Below are 15925 nucleotides of genomic sequence, written 5' to 3' on the forward strand. Positions count from 1 at the left end.
GCGCGGCTACCGTGTCCGCGTGATCGAGCGCGAGTGGCGGCCGGACTACCGGCTCGACCTCGCCGGGGTGCTCGCCCCGCTGCGCCGCGGGCGGGGGGACCCGTCCTGGCGCTCGGTCGGCGAGGGCTCCGCGATCTGGCGGGTCTCCACCACTCCCGACGGACCGGCGTCGGTCCGGATGTCCCGGCGCAGCGACGGCACGGTCGTCGCCGCCGGCTGGGGACCGGGCGCCCGGTGGGAGCTCGACGGCCTGCCCGCGCTGCTCGGTGCGCACGACGAGCCCGGGTCCTTCGTCGCCCGCCACCCGCTGATCGCCGACGCGGCCCGCCGGCAGCCCGGCATCCGGCTCGGCTCCACCCGACGGGTGTGGGACCAGCTGGTTCCGGCGATCCTCGAGCAGAAGGTCACCGGCATCGAGGCCCGGCGCTCCTGGCGGGAGCTCTGCTGGCGCTTCTCCGACCCCGCACCCGGTCCGGCCGGCGCGATGCCGCGCGGCATGCGCGTCCCGCCGACGCCCGCGCAGATCCGCTCGATCCCGGACTGGGAGTGGCACGAGGCCGGGGTGGACTCGGCGCGGCGGCGCGCGATCCTGGCCGCCGCCGCGGTCGCGCACCGGTTGGAGAGGGCGGTGGAGCTGGGCGGCGAGGAGGGCCGGATCCTGTTGCGCCGCATCCCCGGGATCGGCGTCTGGACCGCCGCCGAGGTGGCGCAGCGCGCCTGGGGCGACCCGGACGCCGTCAGCTTCGGGGACTTCCACATCCCCACGGTGGTCGGCTGGGCGCTCGTCGGCCGCCCGCTCGACGACCGCGGGATGCTCGAGGTGCTCGCCCCGTACGCGCCGCAGCGGCACCGGGCCGTGCGGTACGTGGAGCTCTCCGGCTTCCGCCGCCCGCGCTTCGGCCCGCGGTTCGGTCCCCGCGACTACCGCGGGATGTAGATCGTCGGGGGTCCGACGTAGCCTGGCGCCGTGAAGGTCACGGTCCTGGTCGGAGGCGTCGGCGGCGCCCGGTTCCTGCTCGGGGTGAAGGCCGCCCTCGGGCTGCCCGCGGTGGGGCCCGGCGAGGGCCCGCACGAGGTCACCGCCGTGGTCAACGTGGGCGACGACGTGTGGATGCACGGCCTGCGGATCTGTCCCGACCTCGACACCTGCATGTACACCCTGGGTGGCGGGATCGACGCCGAGCGCGGCTGGGGCCGGGCCGGGGAGACCTGGGCGGTGCGGGACGAGCTGGCGGCCTACGAGGCCGACCCGACCTGGTTCGGGCTCGGCGACCGGGACGTCGCCACGCACCTGGTCCGCACCCGGATGCTGCGCGCGGGCTACCCGCTCTCGCAGGTCACCGAGGCGCTCTGCCACCGGTGGCAGCCGGGCGTGCGGCTGCTGCCCGCCACGGACGACCGGGTCGAGACGCACGTGGTGATCGACAACCCGGACCGGGGGGAGGACGCGCCGCCGCAGGTCGCCGTGCACTTCCAGGAGTGGTGGGTGCGCCACCAGGCCAGGTTCCCGGCCCACCGGTTCGCGTCGGTGGGCGCGGACGAGGCGAAGGTCCTCCCGGCCGCGGCGCAGGCGATCGCCGACGCGGACGTGGTGCTGGTCGCGCCGTCGAACCCGGTCGTCAGCATCGGCACCATGATCCAGGTCCCGGGGATGCCGCAGGCCCTGGTCGGGACGAAGGCGAGGATCGTCGGGCTGTCGCCGATCGTGGGCGGGCGCCCGCTGCGCGGGATGGCCGACGCGTGCCTCTCCGCGATCGGCGTCGACACCACCGCCGAGGCCGTCGGCCGGCACTACGGCGGGCGGGCGAAGGGTGGCCTGCTCGACGGCTGGCTGGTCCACTCGGGCGACTCCGCCGAGGTCGAGGGCGCCGAGACCCGCGCGGTCCCGCTGCTGATGACGGACGTGGAGGCCACCGCGGAGATGGCACGCGCCGCGTTCGACCTGGCCGGGGTCACCCCGTGAGTGCGGTCCCGTCGCCGGTCCCCGACCACGGCGCCGCGGCAGGTCTGCGGATCCTGCCGGTCCCCGGCCTGCCGGAGTTCCGCCCGGGCGACGACGTGACCTCCGCGGTCGCCGCGGCCGCCCCCTGGTTGGAGTCCGGCGACGTCGTCGTGGTCACCAGCAAGATCTTCTCCAAGGCGGAGGGGCGGCTCGTCCCGGCGCCCGCGGATCCCGAGGAGCGCGACGAGCTGCGCCGCCGGCTCGTCGAGGGCGAGACCGAGCGGATCCTGGCGCGCCGCGGGAGGACGCTGATCGTCGCCTCCAAGCTCGGGATCGTGCAGGCCGCGGCCGGCGTCGACGGGTCGAACGTCCGGCGGGACGAGCTGGCCCTGCTGCCCGTCGACCCCGACGCGAGCGCCGCCCGGCTGCGGGAGGGTCTGCGCGAGCGGCTCGGCGTCGACGTGGCGGTCGTGGTCACGGACACGATGGGCCGCTCGTGGCGGGTCGGGCAGACGGACGTCGCGATCGGGTCCGCGGGGCTCACCGTGCTGCACCGCTACGGCGGCGCGGTCGACGCGGAGGGCAACGAGTTGCTGGTGACCGAGGTCGCCCTGGCCGACGAGGTGGCCGGCGCCGCGGACCTGGTCAAGGGCAAGCTCGCTGGCACCCCGGTGGCGGTGGTGCGCGGCCTCGGCGTGCGCGAGGACGGGTCGACCGCCCGCGACCTGGTCCGGCCGATCGACGAGGACCTGTTCTGGCTGGGCACCGAGGAGGCGCTCGCGCAGGGCCGGCGCGAGGCCGTGCTGCTGCGCCGCAGCGTCCGCGAGTTCGCGCCCGAGCAGGTGCCGGCCGACGCCGTGCGCCGGGCCGTCGGCGTCGCGCTGACCGCACCCGCGCCGCACCACAGCACGCCGTTCCGGTTCGTGTGGCTGCGCGACCGTGCGCGGCGCACCACCCTGCTCGACGCGCTGCGGGAGCGGTGGCGCGCCGACCTGGAGGCCGACGGACGCCCCGCCGACGAGATCGAGCGCCGCCTCGCCCGCGGCGACCTGCTGCGCCGGGCGCCGGAGCTGGTGCTGCCCTTCCGCACCGGGGACGGGGTGCACGACTACCCGGACGAGGTCCGCCGCGCGGCCGAGCGGGACATGTTCACCGTCGCCGGCGGCGCCGCCGTGCAGTCGCTGCTGGTGGCGCTGGCCGCCGAGGGCCTGGCCTCGTGCTGGGTCGGCTCCACGCTCTTCGCGCCGGAGGTGGTGCGCGCCGGGCTGGGGCTCGCCGAGGACTGGCAGCCGCTCGGCGCCGTCGCGCTCGGGGTGCCGCTCGAGGGCACCGGTCCGCGTCCGCCCGCCGACCCGGCGACCGGGCTGCTCGAATGGTGAGCCGGGTCCGGGCGACGGCCCCGGCCGTCGGGGAGGAGCCCGGATGGTGAGCCCGGCCGTGGCCGTGGAGGAGCTCCGCGCCTGGTCGCCGCCCGACGCCGGGCAGGCCGCGCTGCAGCAGGCGCTGATCGCCTTCTGCCTCGCCCGCCCGGGCGACGCGTGCGCGCGCGAGTGCGCCGCCGGGCACCTGACCGCGTCTGCGCTGGTGGTCGACGCAGCGGGGGAGCACACGCTGCTCACGCTGCACCCGCGGGTCGGACGCTGGATCCAGCTCGGCGGGCACTGCGAGCCGGGTGACGCCTCGCTGCGGGCCGCGGCCCTGCGGGAGGCGACCGAGGAGTCCGGGATCGCGGGGCTGGAGATCGCCGCGCACCCGTTGCACGTCGACGTCCACCCGGTGACCTGCTCGCTCGGTGTCCCGACCCGGCACCTCGACGTCCGCTACCTCGTGCGGGCCCCCGCCGGTGCGGTGCCCGCGATCAGCGACGAGTCGGTCGATCTCGCCTGGTGGCCGTACGACGGGCTGCCGCCGGGGTCGGACACCGTACCGGCGATGGTCGCGCTCGCCCGCGGCTGAGACGGACCCGGCCGCAAGGCCGCGGCCCCGGCCGGTTCGCCGCTGCGGGCCCGGCCGTCGCGGTCCGGGGGCGACCGGCGCGGCACGGCGGGTCAGCGCCAGAACAGCAGGAGGCCGTAGCCCGCGGCGGCGAACTGCGCGTCGCCGCCGATCAGGGCGAAGAGGAACTGCCCGACCCCGAACAGCACCCGCGCCACCCCGGGCACCCCGAGGATCAGCAGGAACAGCACGAGCGGCGCCCACGGGCGCACCGTGTGCCCGAACCGCTGGGCCTCGGGCGACAGGTAGGGCTCGAGCACGCCGTACCCGTCGAGGCCGGGCACCGGCAGGATGTTCAGCACGAACGCGAGGATCTGGATCAGCGCCAGGCAGGACAGCCCGACGGCCAGGCCTTCGTTGACCGGGAGGAAGATCACCACGAGGCTCAGCAGGATGCCGAGCACGAGGTTGGTGGCCGGGCCGGCGAACGACACGAACGAGCGAACCCGGCGGGTGCGCAGCGCCCCCTGGTTGATCCACACCGCCCCGCCCGGCAGCGGGATGCCGCCGAGCAGCAGGAACACCACCGGCAGCACGAAGGAGAGCCCCACGTTCGCGTACCGGCGGATGTCGAGGGTGAGATAGCCGCGGTTCTCGATGCTGTGGTCACCGCCGCGGTGCGCCGCGTAGGCGTGGCCGAACTCGTGCAGGCACAGCGACACGCACCACCCGCCGAGCACCAGCAGCACCACGCCCGTGGTGAGCAGGACGGTCGATCCCTGCAGCGCGGACTCGGTCCCGACGACGCAGAGCACCCCGCCGACGACCGTCACCGCCAGGAGCAGCAGGAACCACGGACTGATTCGGTTCAGGGCTCCGCGCACTTGACCATTCTGCCGAACGGGTGGCCGAAGGGGTGGACGCCGTCACCCGGTCGGCAGCCCCGGGTTGCGGTGACCCGGCCGACACCGCTGTACTTACAGCGGTGTCATTCGCCGGGCGCGGGGAGGTGGGCGAGTGGACGGTTTCACGGACACCGTGTTCGTCATGGGGGCGGGCACGATCGGCAATCCGATCGGAGCGACGGTGATCGCTCCGGAGCAATTCGGGATCGGCCCCTCGGAGGGGCTTCGCCTGATCGACACACTGGTCGACGGTCAGGACGACGGCGAGCAGGACTGGCAGGAGCGCGCACTGTGCGCGCAGACGGATCCCGAGGCGTTCTTCCCGGAGAAGGGTGGCTCGACCCGAGAGGCCAAACGGATCTGTGCGGGGTGCGAGGTCCGGGCGGAGTGCCTGGAGTACGCGCTGGCGCAGGACGAACGGTTCGGCATCTGGGGCGGGCTCTCCGAGCGGGAGCGCCGACGCCTCCGCCGGGCGGTCGGCTGAGACGGGGGATCCCCGACAAATCCGCTCCCGGCGCGCGCAGCGGCGCCGGGGGAGGACCACGAAAGGGCGGGCGACGTGGCCCACCCTCGTTCGAGCCCGGACACGTGTCCGGCTGCGTGCCCGCAGCCGGCGACGGTCCGGGCTCTTCCGCGTCCGGGGCCGGCCGCTCTCGCTCGGTCGGCCCCGTGCTCGGTCCGGCCGTGCTCGGTCCGGCCCGTGCTCGGTCCGCCCGTGCTCGGTCCGGCCCCGTGCTCAGTCCGCCCCGCCCTCGACCGCGTCGGGCTCGATGTTGAGGTACTCCGCCACCTGCTCCACCAGCACCTCGTGCAGCAGGTCGCCCAGGTCCGCCCCACCGCGGGCACGGGCCTCGAGCGGCCGCCGGTAGAGCACGATCCGGGCCCGCGAGGGCAACCCGGCCTGGTCGACGCCGGCGGGCACCAGCTGCGCGAGGGGCACGCCCGCGTCGGCGAGCACCCCGGTGCCCCACACGACCTCCTCGGGCGAGGTCCGCTCGACCTCCGGCACCTCGTCCACGGCCAGGTCCAGGTCGACCAGCTCGGGCCCCCAGCGCAGCTCGATCGGCTCGAGCGCCTCGAGCACGCGGGCGTCGAACCGCTCGGCCCGGGTGCGGAAGGAGGGCGTGGTCACCGGGTACAGCAGGCCGCGCAACCCCCGGCCCCGGCGGTCCCGCCGGCGGGGGGAGCGGCGCGGGATGCGGCGCGCGGTCGTCACCCGTCGAATAGTACGACCCACCCGGGCGCGGCCGTGCCGGTACGACGTGCGGCGGTGCCGTCCGTGCCCCTGCTCGGCTTCGCGGGCTCCGCCTCGGTTCCGATGGTCGGCTCCGTGGCCTCCGCCTCACGGCGCCGGGCGGGTGGGGACGCCCCCGCGCGTCGCAGCCGGGGACCGTCGGCGCGGGAGGCTATGGTCGGGGACGTGTTGAGTGTCCGGAGGTGTTCGCGGAGCGGCTGCACCGAGCTCGCGGTGGCCACTCTCACCTATGTCTACGCGGACTCGACCGCGGTCGTCGGGCCGCTCGCCACCCAGGCCGAGCCGCACACGTACGACCTGTGCACCGCGCACGCCCACCGGCTCACCGCCCCCCGCGGCTGGGAGGTCGTCCGCTTCGAGGGCGAGTTCGCGCCGCCGCAACACACGGACGACGACCTGACCGCCCTGGCCGAGGCCGTGCGCGAGGCCGGCCGGGCCGACCGGCCCTTCGAGGCCGCGCCCACGGTCACCGCGGGTCCCGGGGCCACGACGGGGCGCCGGGGTCACCTACGCGTGCTGCCCACGCCGCCCGAGGACTGAGCCGGCCCCGCCGGGCGCTCACCGCCCGTCGCCCGCCCGGTGCCCGTCGTGACGACCGTCCCGCGCGCCGTCGGGGCCTCCCGCTAGGCTTCGCTCCCGTGCCCGACCTGTCCCAGATCGTGAAGGCGTACGACATCCGCGGCGTCGTCGGCGAACAGCTCGACGCCGGCGTGGTGCGTGAGCTCGGCGCGGCGCTGGCCCGGCTGCTGCGTTCCGAGGACCCCGGGGTCACCGAGATCGCGGTGGGCCACGACATGCGGGACTCCTCGCCGGGCCTCGCCGCCGCCTTCGCCGAGGGCGTCACCGCCCAGGGGCTCGACGTCCTCGACATCGGCCTGGCCAGCACCGACATGCTCTACTTCGCCGCGGGCAGCCTCGGCGTGCCCGGCGCGATGTTCACCGCCAGCCACAACCCGGCGAAGTACAACGGCGTCAAGCTGTGCCGGGCGGGGGCGACCCCGATCGGGCAGGACACCGGGCTCGCCGTGATCCGCGAGGCCGTCGAACGGGGGGTGCCGGAGGGGCCGGGCGGCGGCACCGTGCGCCGGCGCGCGCTGCTCGCCGACTACGCCGCCCACCTGAGCGGCCTGGTCGACCTGTCCGGTGTCCGGCCGCTGCGCGTGGTGGTCGACGCCGGCAACGGCATGGGCGGCCACACGGTGCCCGAGGTCCTCGGGGGCCTCCCGCTCGACGTCGTGCCGCTGTACTTCGAGCTCGACGGCACCTTCCCGAACCACGAGGCGAACCCGCTCGACCCGGCGAACCTGGTCGACCTGCAGAAGGCCGTCGTCACGGAGGGGGCCGACCTCGGTCTCGCGTTCGACGGCGACGCGGACCGCTGCTTCGTGGTCGACGAGCGCGGCGAGCCGGTCAGCCCGAGCGCGATCACCGGGTTGGTGGCCGTCCGCGAGCTGGCCAGGACCCCGGGCGCTCCCGTGATCCACAACCTGATCACCTCGAAGGCCGTGCCGGAGATCGTCCGCGAGCACGGTGGCACCCCCGTGCGCACCCGGGTCGGCCACTCGTTCATCAAGCAGACGATGGCCGAGACCGGCGCGGTGTTCGGGGGCGAGCACTCGGCGCACTACTACTTCCGGGACTTCTGGAAGGCCGACTCCGGCATGCTCGCGGCGCTGCACGTGCTCGCCGCGCTGGGCGAGCAGCACGAGCCGCTGTCCGCGCTGATGGCGGCGTACGAGCGCTACCGCGCGAGCGGGGAGATCAACTCCACGGTGGCCGACCAGGCCGGCCGGGTCGCCGCGGTACGACAGACCTACGGGGCCCGCGAGGGCGTGGAGTTCGACGAGCTCGACGGCCTCACGGTCGCCCTGCCGGACGGCTCCTGGTTCAACCTGCGCGCCTCCAACACCGAGCCGCTGCTGCGGCTCAACGTCGAGGCAGCCGACGAGGCCGCCGTGGCGGCGCTCCGCGACGAGGTCCTCGCGATCGTCCGCGCCTGAGCGGCGTGTCCTCCCCGGTCGCGGCCGCGGAGGAGACCGCCCGCGCGGAGCCGATCGGGCGCCCGGCCGGGAGGATCGATCCCCGCTTCGCGGGTAGCCCGGACGGACCCGGCGCGCCCGCGCGCGCCCTGGCAGCATCAACGGCACGTGAGGTGAGGAGAACCGTGGCCGTACAGCTCGACCCCCAGCTGCTCGAGATCCTGGCCTGCCCGTCGGAGGACCACGCGCCCCTGACGCCGGTGGCGGACCAGCTCGTGTGCACCACCTGCGGGCGCCGCTACCCGGTGGTCGACGGCATCCCGGTGCTGCTGCTCGACGAAGCCCTCCCGCCGGCGACGACCCCGCCGCGGGGGGACGCGCTGCCGTCCGGGAACCCCGGAAACGCCGGGTGACGACCGTGCTCGACGACACCCTGCTCGGCGACCCGGCCGCGCTCGCCGCCGCGGACAAGGCCGGGGTGTTGCGCGCGGCCGCCACGGCGGGCGCCCAGGTCCGCTCCGCGGCGCAGGCCGCGGCCGAGGCGGGGATCGCCGACCTGGCCGGGCACCGGCCGCGCGCCCTGGTGTTCCTGCGGCGCCCCGGTTCGTCCGGTGCAGCGGCCGAGATCATCGGGGCCCTGCTCGGCCCGCTGTGCCCGGTCCCGGTCGTCGTGGCCGACGTCGTGCCCGGCTGGATCGGTCCGCTCGACGTCGTGCTGGCGCACTCGTCCGACCCGGCGGACGTCGAGCTGGCCGAGTCGGTGTCGCGGGCCGTCGGGCGGGCCGCCGAGGTGGTGCTGTCCGCGCCCGCCGAGGGCCCGGTGGCCTCCGCGGGTGCCGGCCGCGCCCGCTTCGTCGAGCCGCGGATCCCCGTGCCGCCGGCGCTGGACCTGCCGCGGGCGCTCGCCGTCGGGCTGACGGTCGTGTCCTCGCTGGGTCTGTGGCCCGGTGGCCTGGACCCGGCCCTCGACCCGTTGGCCGACGTGCTCGACGCCGAGGCCGAACGCAACCAGCCGAACCACGAGCCGTTCATGAACCCGGCGAAGTCGCTGGCGCTGCGCCTGGCCGAGCGCACTCCCCTGCTGTGGGGCGTGGACCAGGCCGCGACCGCCGTCGCCGGGCACGGGGCGACCGCGCTGGCCACCCACGCCGGGGTGGTGGCGCACGCCGCCGACATCGCGCAGGCCGCCTCCGCCACGGCCCTGCGCCGGGCCGTCGACCTGGCCGACCGCGGCGACGACATCTTCCGCGACCCGTTCGACGACCCGGGGCCGGACGCGCCGCCGGTCCGCGTCGTGCTGCTCGCGACCGCCGAGGAGGACCCGGGTCAGGTCGCGGTGCGCCGCACCGGCCGCGGGTGGCCCGCGGACCTGCAGCACCCCGTCGACGAGGTCCCCCGGGGCACCCGCGACGCGGTGCTGCTGCGGGCCGCGCTGCTGGCCTCCCGGCTGGAGATCGCCGCCGTCTACCTCGGCCTGGCCACCCGGGCCATCGAACCGGCCTGACGGGCCGGGTCCGACCGCCGCACGAAGCGAGGAAGTGCCTTGGAGCTGCTGGAGAACCCGGTTCGGCCGTACGCGTGGGGGTCGCGCACGGTCATCGCCGACCTGCTCGGCGAGTCGGTGCCGTCTCCGCATCCGCAGGCGGAGATGTGGTTGGGCGCGCACCCGGGCGACCCCTCGCGGATCGTGCACCCCGACGGGGCCCGCAGCTCGCTGCTCGAGGTGCTCACCGGCGACCCGGAGGGGCTGCTGGGTGCCGAGCGCAGCGCCCGCTGGGAGGGCAGGCTGCCGTTCCTGCTCAAGGTGCTCGCCGCGGACGAGCCGCTGAGCCTGCAGGCGCACCCCAGCCTCGACCAGGCGCGCGAGGGGTTCGCGCGGGAGAACGCCGCCGGCCTCGCGCTCGACGCCTCGGACCGCAACTACCGGGACGCCAACCACAAGCCCGAGCTGATCTGTGCGCTCACCGAGTTCCACGCGCTCGTCGGCTTCCGGGACCCGGTGGAGACCCTCGGGCTGCTCCGCGCGCTCGACGTGCCCGAGCTGGCCCCGCACGTCGAGCTGCTCGCGGCCCAGCCCGGCCCGGACGGCCTCCGTGCGCTGTTCACCACGTGGATCACCCTGCCCCAGGCGATGCTCGACGAGCTGGTGCCCGCGCTGCAGAAGGGCGCGGTCGCCCTCGCGGCACGGGCCAACCCGTCCGGTGGCGACTGGGCGCTGGAGGCGCGGACCGCCCTGGAGCTCTCCGAGCGCTACCCGGGCGACGCCGGCGTGCTCGCGGCCCTGCTGCTCAACCGGGTGGTGCTCGCCCCGGGCGAGGCCCTCTACCTGCCGGCCGGCAACCTGCACGCCTATCTGGCGGGCGCCGGCATCGAGCTGATGGCGAACTCGGACAACGTCCTGCGCGGCGGGCTCACGCCCAAGCACGTCGACGTCCCCGAGCTGCTGCGCGTCCTCGACTTCACCTCGGGGCCCCCGCCGGTGCACACCGGACAGCCCGAGGGTCCGTGGACGCGCTACGACACGCCCGCCGAGGAGTTCCTGCTGCGCCGCTGGGAGTCCGGGGACGGGCTCACCGGCAGCCTCCCCGTGCCGGACGGTGGCGCGCGGATCCTGTTGGCCACCGGCGGCAAGGCGTGCGTCCGCGCCGGGGCGGAGGTCCTGCAGCTGCCCAAGGGGGCGGCGTTGTTCCTGGCGGCCGCCGACTCCGGCGTCGAGGTGGAGAGCGCGGCCCCGGGCACCCGGCTCTACCTCGCGAGCGACGGGTTGTGACGGCCCTCGGGTGAGTCCGACCGCGCCGGATATCCTTCCGCCGCGCAATTCGGACTCAGGGGGCGAACGTGTCGGCACACGGCGGTACCAAGGCCATTCTCGCGGCGCTCGCGGCGAACGCCGGCATCGCACTCGCGAAGTTCGTCGGCTACCTCGTCACGGGCTCGTCGTCGATGCTCGCGGAGGCCGTGCACTCGGTCGCCGACACGGCCAACCAGGGCCTGCTCCTGCTCGGCGGCCGCACCGCGCGCCGGGCCGCGACCCCCGAGCACCCCTTCGGCTACGGCCGCGACCGGTACTTCTACTCGTTCGTCGTGGCGCTGCTGCTGTTCACGCTCGGCTCGGTCTTCGCGATCTACGAGGGCATCCACAAGCTGGAGTCGCCCGAGCCGCTGACGTCTCCGCTCGTCGCCGTGGTGATCCTCGTGGTGGCGATCGGCCTGGAGGGCTTCTCCTTCCGCACCGCGATGAAGGAGTCCCGCCCGCTCAAGGGCGACGGCACGTGGTGGCAGTTCATCCGGCAGGCCAAGGTGCCGGAGCTGCCGGTCGTGCTGCTGGAGGACACCGGTGCGCTCGTCGGCCTGGTGCTGGCCCTCGGGGGCGTCGGCCTCTCGGTCCTCACCGGCGACCCGGTCTGGGACGCCGTCGGCACACTCTGCATCGGCACGCTGCTCGGTGTCATCGCGATCATCCTCATCATCGAGATGAAGAGCCTGCTGATCGGCGAGGGCGCCGCGCGGCCGGTGCTGTCGCGGATCGTCGGCGAGCTCGAACAGGGACCGGAGATCGAGCGCGTCATCCACATCAAGACCCAGTACCTCGGCCCGGAGGAGCTGCTGGTCGCGGCGAAGCTGGCGCTGGCGCCCGGGTCGCCGGTGGAGGTCGTGGCCCGGGCGATCGACGCGGCGGAGGCGCGGGTGCGCGTGGCCGTGCCGGAGGCCCGGGTGATCTACCTCGAGCCGGACCTCGACCGCTCGCGGCTGCCGCAGGCCTGACCCGGGCTCACCCGCCGAGCTCCCCACCGGCCAGCCGGCCGGCGGTCCAGCGCATCTCCTCGGTCATCAGCGCCAGGGCCCGCTCGGCGACGACGGCCTCGATCGCGGCGCCGAGCAGCGGCACCCGGACCTCGACCTCGCCGTCGATGTGCAGGGCGCTCCCCGCCGGGTCGGCCGCGATCCTCAGGTCGCCCTCGGCCCGTGCCGGAGCCCCCGCGGCGCTGAGGGTGAACGCGCCCTCGGCCTGCACCTCGCCGATCCGCCACCGTTCCTCCCGCTCGAGGACCAGAGCGCCGGCGAGGAAGCGGCGGACCGACGCCGGCAGCGCCTCCGCGGGCACCCCCTGCCGCAGGACGACGTGCAGCCGGTCGCCCTCGCGCTCGAACGTGCGGAGCCCGGCCCCGGGCCCGCCCACGGCGAGCAGCCGATCGGCGTAGAGGTCGCGGTCCAGCAGCCGCGCGACGGCGTCGCGCGGCGGCAGTGCGAAGGTCCGGTCGAGGCGCAACGGGGTCGACACGACCCCACGGTAGGGCCGCGGCCCGGTCTCCGGTGCGGGTCGGGACCCGTCAGTAGTCCCGCCGCGGCCGGACGTGGTCGAAGATCAGGCTGGTCTGAGTGTTGGCGATCTGCTCGCGACCGTTGAGCGCCACCACGAAGTCCCGCAGCGCGGCGGAGTCGGCCGTCGCGACGTGCAGCAGGTAGTCGTCCACGCCGGCGAGGAAGAAGCAGTCCCGCACCTCCGGCAGCGAGGTCACGAACTCCTCGAACTCCCGCATCCGGCGCCGCGCCGCGGCCTGCAGCCGCACCGACACCATCGCCTGCAGCGGGCGGCCGGTCGCCGCCGGGTCGACGTCGGCGTGGAAGCCCCTGATCACGCCGCGCTGGCGCAGCGCCCGGACCCGGGTGAGGCAGGTGGACGGGGCGATCCCGACGCGTTCGGCGAGCGCGTTGTTGGGTATCCGGGCATCGCGTTCGAGTTCCGCGAGGATCGCACGGTCGACCGGGTCGAGCGGCGGCCGCACATCGTTCGGCCGGCCGACCCTCGGCGTCCGGTCGTTCGTCGATCCTTCGGACATGAGCGTAAACTACAGAATCTCCTGCGGTTCGGTTCCTCTGGTGATGCTGTTTCTTCGATACTCGGCGCCGACAGTCCGTCGCTCAGCCGGTCAGCAGGAGGAGGGGAGGACGGGTCATGCGGATCGCGGTGCCGCGCGAGGTCAAGGACAACGAGTTCCGGGTCGCCCTGACGCCCGCGGGCGTGCACGAGCTGGTGCGGCGCGGTCACGAGGTCCTCGTCGAGCAGGGGGCGGGCCTGGGCTCGTCGATCCCGGACCAGGAGTTCAAGGCCGCCGGTGCGCAGCTGCTCGCCGACGCCGACGCCGTCTGGGGCTCCACCGAGCTGCTGCTCAAGGTCAAGGAGCCGGTGCAGAGCGAGTACCACCGGCTGCGCGGTGACCTGACGCTGTTCACCTACCTGCACCTGGCCGCGTCCCGGCCGTGTACGGACGCGCTGCTGTCCGCGGGCACCACCGCGATCGCCTACGAGACCGTCCGCACCGCCGACGGGAGGCTGCCGCTGCTCGCCCCGATGAGCGAGGTGGCGGGCCGGCTCGCGCCGCAGGTCGGCGCGTACCACCTGTTGAGCGCGGCCGGGGGGCGCGGTGTGCTGATGGGCGGTGTGCCCGGCGCGCCGCGGGCGCACGTCGTGGTGCTCGGGGCCGGGGTGTCCGGGTCGCACGCCACGCAGATCGCGGTCGGGATGGGGGCGCGGGTGACCGTGCTGGACCTCGACGTCGACAAGCTGCGCGCGCTCGACGCCCGCTATGGCGGGCGGGTCGAGACCGTGCACTCCACCGCGTACGCGGTCGAGCACGCGGTGCTCGACGCGGACCTGGTGATCGGTGCGGTGCTGGTGCCCGGCGCGAAGGCCCCGACGCTGGTGTCCGACGAGCTGGTGGCGCGGATGAAGCCGGGCGCGGTGCTCGTCGACATCGCCGTCGACCAGGGCGGCTGCTTCGAAGACACCAGGCCGACCACGCACGCCGACCCGACCTACCGCGTGCACGAGACCGTCTTCTACTGCGTGGCCAACATGCCCGGCGCCGTGCCGCACACCTCCACCCACGCGTTGACCAGCGTCACGCTGCCCTACATCACCCGGCTGGCCGACCAGGGCTGGCGCGCGGCGCTGCGCGGCGACGCCGCCCTGGCCCAGGGCCTGTCCACGCACGCCGGCGCGCTGACCAACACCGAGGTCGCCCGCGCCCACGGTCTCGAGGCCCGCGCGGTCGCCGAGGTCCTGGGCTGAGGCGTGTGCCGACGGCGCGCGCCCGTGCGGGAGTCGGCACGGAGTCGTCGCTCGTGACCCGCTCGCCAGCGCATGCCGGACGCGTTACGCGGTCGTAATCTCCCTGCCCATGACGAGCGTGCCCGACCGGCGGGGGATCTGGCGCACGAAGACCGTCGAGCAGTCCATCCAGGACACGGACGAACCGGACACCAAGCTCCGGAAGGACCTCACGACCTGGGATCTCATCGTCTTCGGGGTCGCGGTCGTGGTCGGCGCCGGCATCTTCACGCTCGCGGCGAGCACGGCCGGCACGGTCGCCGGGCCGTCGGTCTCGCTCGCCTTCGTCCTCGCCGCGATCGCCTGTGGTCTCGCCGCGCTCTGCTACGCCGAGTTCGCCTCGACGGTGCCGGTCGCCGGCAGTGCCTACACGTTCTCCTACGCCACCTTCGGTGAGCTGGTCGCCTGGATCATCGGGTGGGATCTGGTCCTGGAGTTCGCCGTCGGCTCGGCCGTGGTGTCCAAGGCCTGGTCGAAGTACCTGAACCAGGTGCTGTCGGTGGCCGGTCTGGACGTGCCGACCTCCTTCTCCCTCGGCGGCTTCTTCGCCTTCGACTGGGGCGCCCTGCTGCTGGTCGCGGTCCTCGGGACGCTGCTGGCGATCGGCACCAAGCTCTCCAGCCGGGTCAGCGCGGTGTTCACCGTGATCAAGGTCGGCATCGTGCTGCTGGTGATCGTGGTCGGCCTCGCCTACGTGAAGGCCGAGAACTACACCCCGTTCGTCCCGCCGGCGGCGCCCGGCGGCGAGGGCGAGTCGGGGTTCACCCAGTCCCTGCTGTCGCTGTTCGGGGGCGGGGCGAGCAGCACCTTCGGCATCTACGGGCTGCTGGCCGCGGCGTCGCTGGTGTTCTTCGCGTTCATCGGGTTCGACGTCGTCGCGACCACCGCCGAGGAGACCCGCGACCCGCAGCGGTCGCTGCCGCGAGGCATCTTCGGCTCGCTCGCCATCGTGACCGTGCTCTACGTGGCCGTCGCCCTCGTGCTCACCGGGATGGTGAGTTACACCCGGCTCGACGAGAACTCCACCCTCGCCACGGCGTTCGGCGAGCTGGGGGTGACCTGGGCCGAGGCGATCATCTCGGTCGGCGCGCTCGTGGGCCTCACCACGGTGGTCATGGTGCTGATGCTCGGCCAGATCCGCGTGCTGTTCGCGATGTCGCGCGACGGCCTGCTCCCCGGCGGGCTCGCGAGGACCGGCGGCCACGGCACCCCGGTCCGGGCGACCCTGCTGGTCGGCAACCGTGGTCGCACTCGTCGCCACCCTCTTCCCGGCCGGGGCGCTGGAGGAGATGGTCAACATCGGCACCCTGTTCGCGTTCGTGCTGGTGTCGATGGGCGTGATCATCCTGCGCCGCACGCGCCCGGACCTGCACCGCGCCTTCCGGACCCCGTGGGTGCCGGTGCTCCCGATCCTGTCCGTGCTCGCGTGCCTGTGGCTGATGCTCAACCTGAGCGTCGAGACGTGGCTGCGGTTCTTCGGGTGGATGGTGCTGGGCTTCCTCGTCTACTTCCTCTACGGCCGCTCGCACTCCCGGCTCGGCCGCCGCCAGGCCGAGGACGCAACCCCGCGGTAACAGCGCCTCACACGGACGTGTTCCGGGGGAAACGTCCCGGACACCGCTCCTCGCTTGACTGTCCTCCGTGACGGAGCAGGAGCTGGACGGGAGGCACCATCCCGTCGTCGTGATCGGCGGCGGGCAGGCGGGCCTGTCCGTGAGTCGGCTCCTCGCCCGCGAGGGCATCGGGCACGTCGTCCTCGAGCGGGACCGCGTCGCGACCGAGTGGCGGACCCGCCGC

General features: G+C 74.8%; 17 protein-coding genes and 1 pseudogene. 14 read left to right on the forward strand and 4 right to left on the reverse strand.

What is annotated here, in order from left to right; translation table 11 throughout:
* The first annotated feature begins 19 nt into the window (after positions 1-19).
* From ACL02T_RS29195 to ACL02T_RS29210, 4 genes are read left to right on the forward strand one after another with little or no spacing between them, the layout of a single operon-like run.
* On the forward strand, positions 20-937 hold the full coding sequence (locus ACL02T_RS29195) for a DNA-3-methyladenine glycosylase family protein (RefSeq protein WP_412834010.1): 918 nt from the start codon (positions 20-22) through the stop codon (positions 935-937).
* Positions 938-967: 30 nt separating this feature from the next.
* Entirely contained in the window at positions 968-1963 is a 996-nt protein-coding gene (gene cofD, locus ACL02T_RS29200) for a 2-phospho-L-lactate transferase (RefSeq protein ID WP_412834011.1), read from the forward strand.
* The gene (locus ACL02T_RS29205) at positions 1960-3321 is read left to right on the forward strand and encodes a coenzyme F420-0:L-glutamate ligase (protein WP_412834012.1); all 1362 of its coding nucleotides are present in this window, start codon (positions 1960-1962) and stop codon (positions 3319-3321) included. The genes cofD and ACL02T_RS29205 overlap by 4 nt, the downstream gene beginning before the upstream one ends.
* A gap of 43 nt (positions 3322-3364) precedes the next feature.
* Positions 3365-3898 carry an NUDIX hydrolase gene (locus ACL02T_RS29210; RefSeq protein WP_412834013.1) on the forward strand — a complete coding sequence of 178 codons (534 nt, stop codon included), beginning with the start codon at positions 3365-3367 and terminating at the stop codon, positions 3896-3898.
* A gap of 92 nt (positions 3899-3990) precedes the next feature.
* Here the strand turns inward: ACL02T_RS29210 and ACL02T_RS29215 are convergent, their stop codons facing one another.
* Entirely contained in the window at positions 3991-4761 is a 771-nt protein-coding gene (locus tag ACL02T_RS29215; RefSeq protein ID WP_412834014.1) for a site-2 protease family protein, read from the reverse strand.
* 163 nt (positions 4762-4924) lie between these two features.
* Between ACL02T_RS29215 and ACL02T_RS29220 the strand changes: the two genes are divergently transcribed.
* Positions 4925-5266 carry a WhiB family transcriptional regulator gene (locus tag ACL02T_RS29220; protein WP_412834028.1) on the forward strand — a complete coding sequence of 114 codons (342 nt, stop codon included), beginning with the start codon at positions 4925-4927 and terminating at the stop codon, positions 5264-5266.
* A gap of 252 nt (positions 5267-5518) precedes the next feature.
* Here the strand turns inward: ACL02T_RS29220 and ACL02T_RS29225 are convergent, their stop codons facing one another.
* Positions 5519-5998: a metallopeptidase family protein gene (locus ACL02T_RS29225; protein WP_345384538.1), complete on the reverse strand. Its 480-nt coding sequence runs from the start codon at positions 5996-5998 to the stop codon at positions 5519-5521.
* Between the two features lie 192 nt (positions 5999-6190).
* Here ACL02T_RS29225 and ACL02T_RS29230 point away from each other — a divergent pair, with 192 nt between their 5' ends.
* The 6 genes from ACL02T_RS29230 (at position 6191) to ACL02T_RS29255 (ending at position 11781) form a co-directional block, all read left to right on the forward strand.
* Complete coding sequence (locus tag ACL02T_RS29230) at positions 6191-6577, forward strand: DUF3499 domain-containing protein (protein WP_412834015.1); 387 nt, start codon at positions 6191-6193, stop codon at positions 6575-6577.
* Between the two features lie 98 nt (positions 6578-6675).
* Positions 6676-8037, forward strand: a complete 1362-nt coding sequence (locus tag ACL02T_RS29235; protein ID WP_412834016.1) for a phosphomannomutase/phosphoglucomutase — start codon at positions 6676-6678, stop codon at positions 8035-8037.
* Positions 8038-8201: 164 nt separating this feature from the next.
* Positions 8202-8429, forward strand: a complete 228-nt coding sequence (locus tag ACL02T_RS29240) for a Trm112 family protein (RefSeq protein WP_412834017.1) — start codon at positions 8202-8204, stop codon at positions 8427-8429.
* On the forward strand, positions 8426-9520 hold the full coding sequence (locus tag ACL02T_RS29245) for an SIS domain-containing protein (protein WP_412834018.1): 1095 nt from the start codon (positions 8426-8428) through the stop codon (positions 9518-9520). The genes ACL02T_RS29240 and ACL02T_RS29245 overlap by 4 nt, the downstream gene beginning before the upstream one ends.
* Positions 9521-9559: 39 nt before the next feature.
* Positions 9560-10786 (forward strand): mannose-6-phosphate isomerase, class I, encoded by a 1227-nt coding sequence (gene manA, locus ACL02T_RS29250; RefSeq protein ID WP_412834019.1) that lies wholly within the window; start codon positions 9560-9562, stop codon positions 10784-10786.
* Between the two features lie 68 nt (positions 10787-10854).
* Positions 10855-11781 carry a cation diffusion facilitator family transporter gene (locus tag ACL02T_RS29255; protein WP_412834020.1) on the forward strand — a complete coding sequence of 309 codons (927 nt, stop codon included), beginning with the start codon at positions 10855-10857 and terminating at the stop codon, positions 11779-11781.
* Between the two features lie 7 nt (positions 11782-11788).
* Here ACL02T_RS29255 and ACL02T_RS29260 read toward each other — a convergent pair whose 3' ends face one another.
* Together ACL02T_RS29260 and ACL02T_RS29265 are read right to left on the reverse strand one after the other, a co-directional pair.
* Entirely contained in the window at positions 11789-12298 is a 510-nt protein-coding gene (locus ACL02T_RS29260; protein ID WP_412834021.1) for a DUF2505 domain-containing protein, read from the reverse strand.
* Positions 12299-12347: 49 nt separating this feature from the next.
* Positions 12348-12857, reverse strand: a complete 510-nt coding sequence (locus ACL02T_RS29265; protein WP_412834022.1) for an Lrp/AsnC family transcriptional regulator — start codon at positions 12855-12857, stop codon at positions 12348-12350.
* A 116-nt stretch (positions 12858-12973) separates the two neighbouring features.
* Here ACL02T_RS29265 and ald point away from each other — a divergent pair, with 116 nt between their 5' ends.
* The 3 genes and pseudogenes from ald to ACL02T_RS29280 form a co-directional block, all read left to right on the forward strand.
* On the forward strand, positions 12974-14089 hold the full coding sequence (ald, locus tag ACL02T_RS29270) for an alanine dehydrogenase (RefSeq protein ID WP_412834023.1): 1116 nt from the start codon (positions 12974-12976) through the stop codon (positions 14087-14089).
* A gap of 109 nt (positions 14090-14198) precedes the next feature.
* A pseudogene (locus ACL02T_RS29275) lies at positions 14199-15702 on the forward strand (amino acid permease).
* Positions 15703-15811: 109 nt separating this feature from the next.
* Positions 15812-15925 (forward strand): FAD-dependent monooxygenase (locus ACL02T_RS29280; protein ID WP_412834029.1); only part of this gene is annotated, 114 nt, incomplete at its 3' end.

This window comes from Pseudonocardia oceanicola, assembly GCF_047200735.1.
In the GTDB taxonomy this organism is placed as follows: domain Bacteria; phylum Actinomycetota; class Actinomycetes; order Mycobacteriales; family Pseudonocardiaceae; genus Pseudonocardia.

Coding starts and splice junctions, on each gene's coding strand:
- ACL02T_RS29210 (WP_412834013.1), top strand. CDS start 3,365: ATGGTGAGCCCGGCCGTGGCCGTGGAGGAGCTCCGCGCCTGGTCGCCG.
- ACL02T_RS29220 (WP_412834028.1), top strand. CDS start 4,925: ATGGGGGCGGGCACGATCGGCAATCCGATCGGAGCGACGGTGATCGCT.
- ACL02T_RS29230 (WP_412834015.1), top strand. CDS start 6,191: ATGGTCGGGGACGTGTTGAGTGTCCGGAGGTGTTCGCGGAGCGGCTGC.
- ACL02T_RS29265 (WP_412834022.1), bottom strand. CDS start 12,857: ATGTCCGAAGGATCGACGAACGACCGGACGCCGAGGGTCGGCCGGCCG.
- ald (WP_412834023.1), top strand. CDS start 12,974: ATGCGGATCGCGGTGCCGCGCGAGGTCAAGGACAACGAGTTCCGGGTC.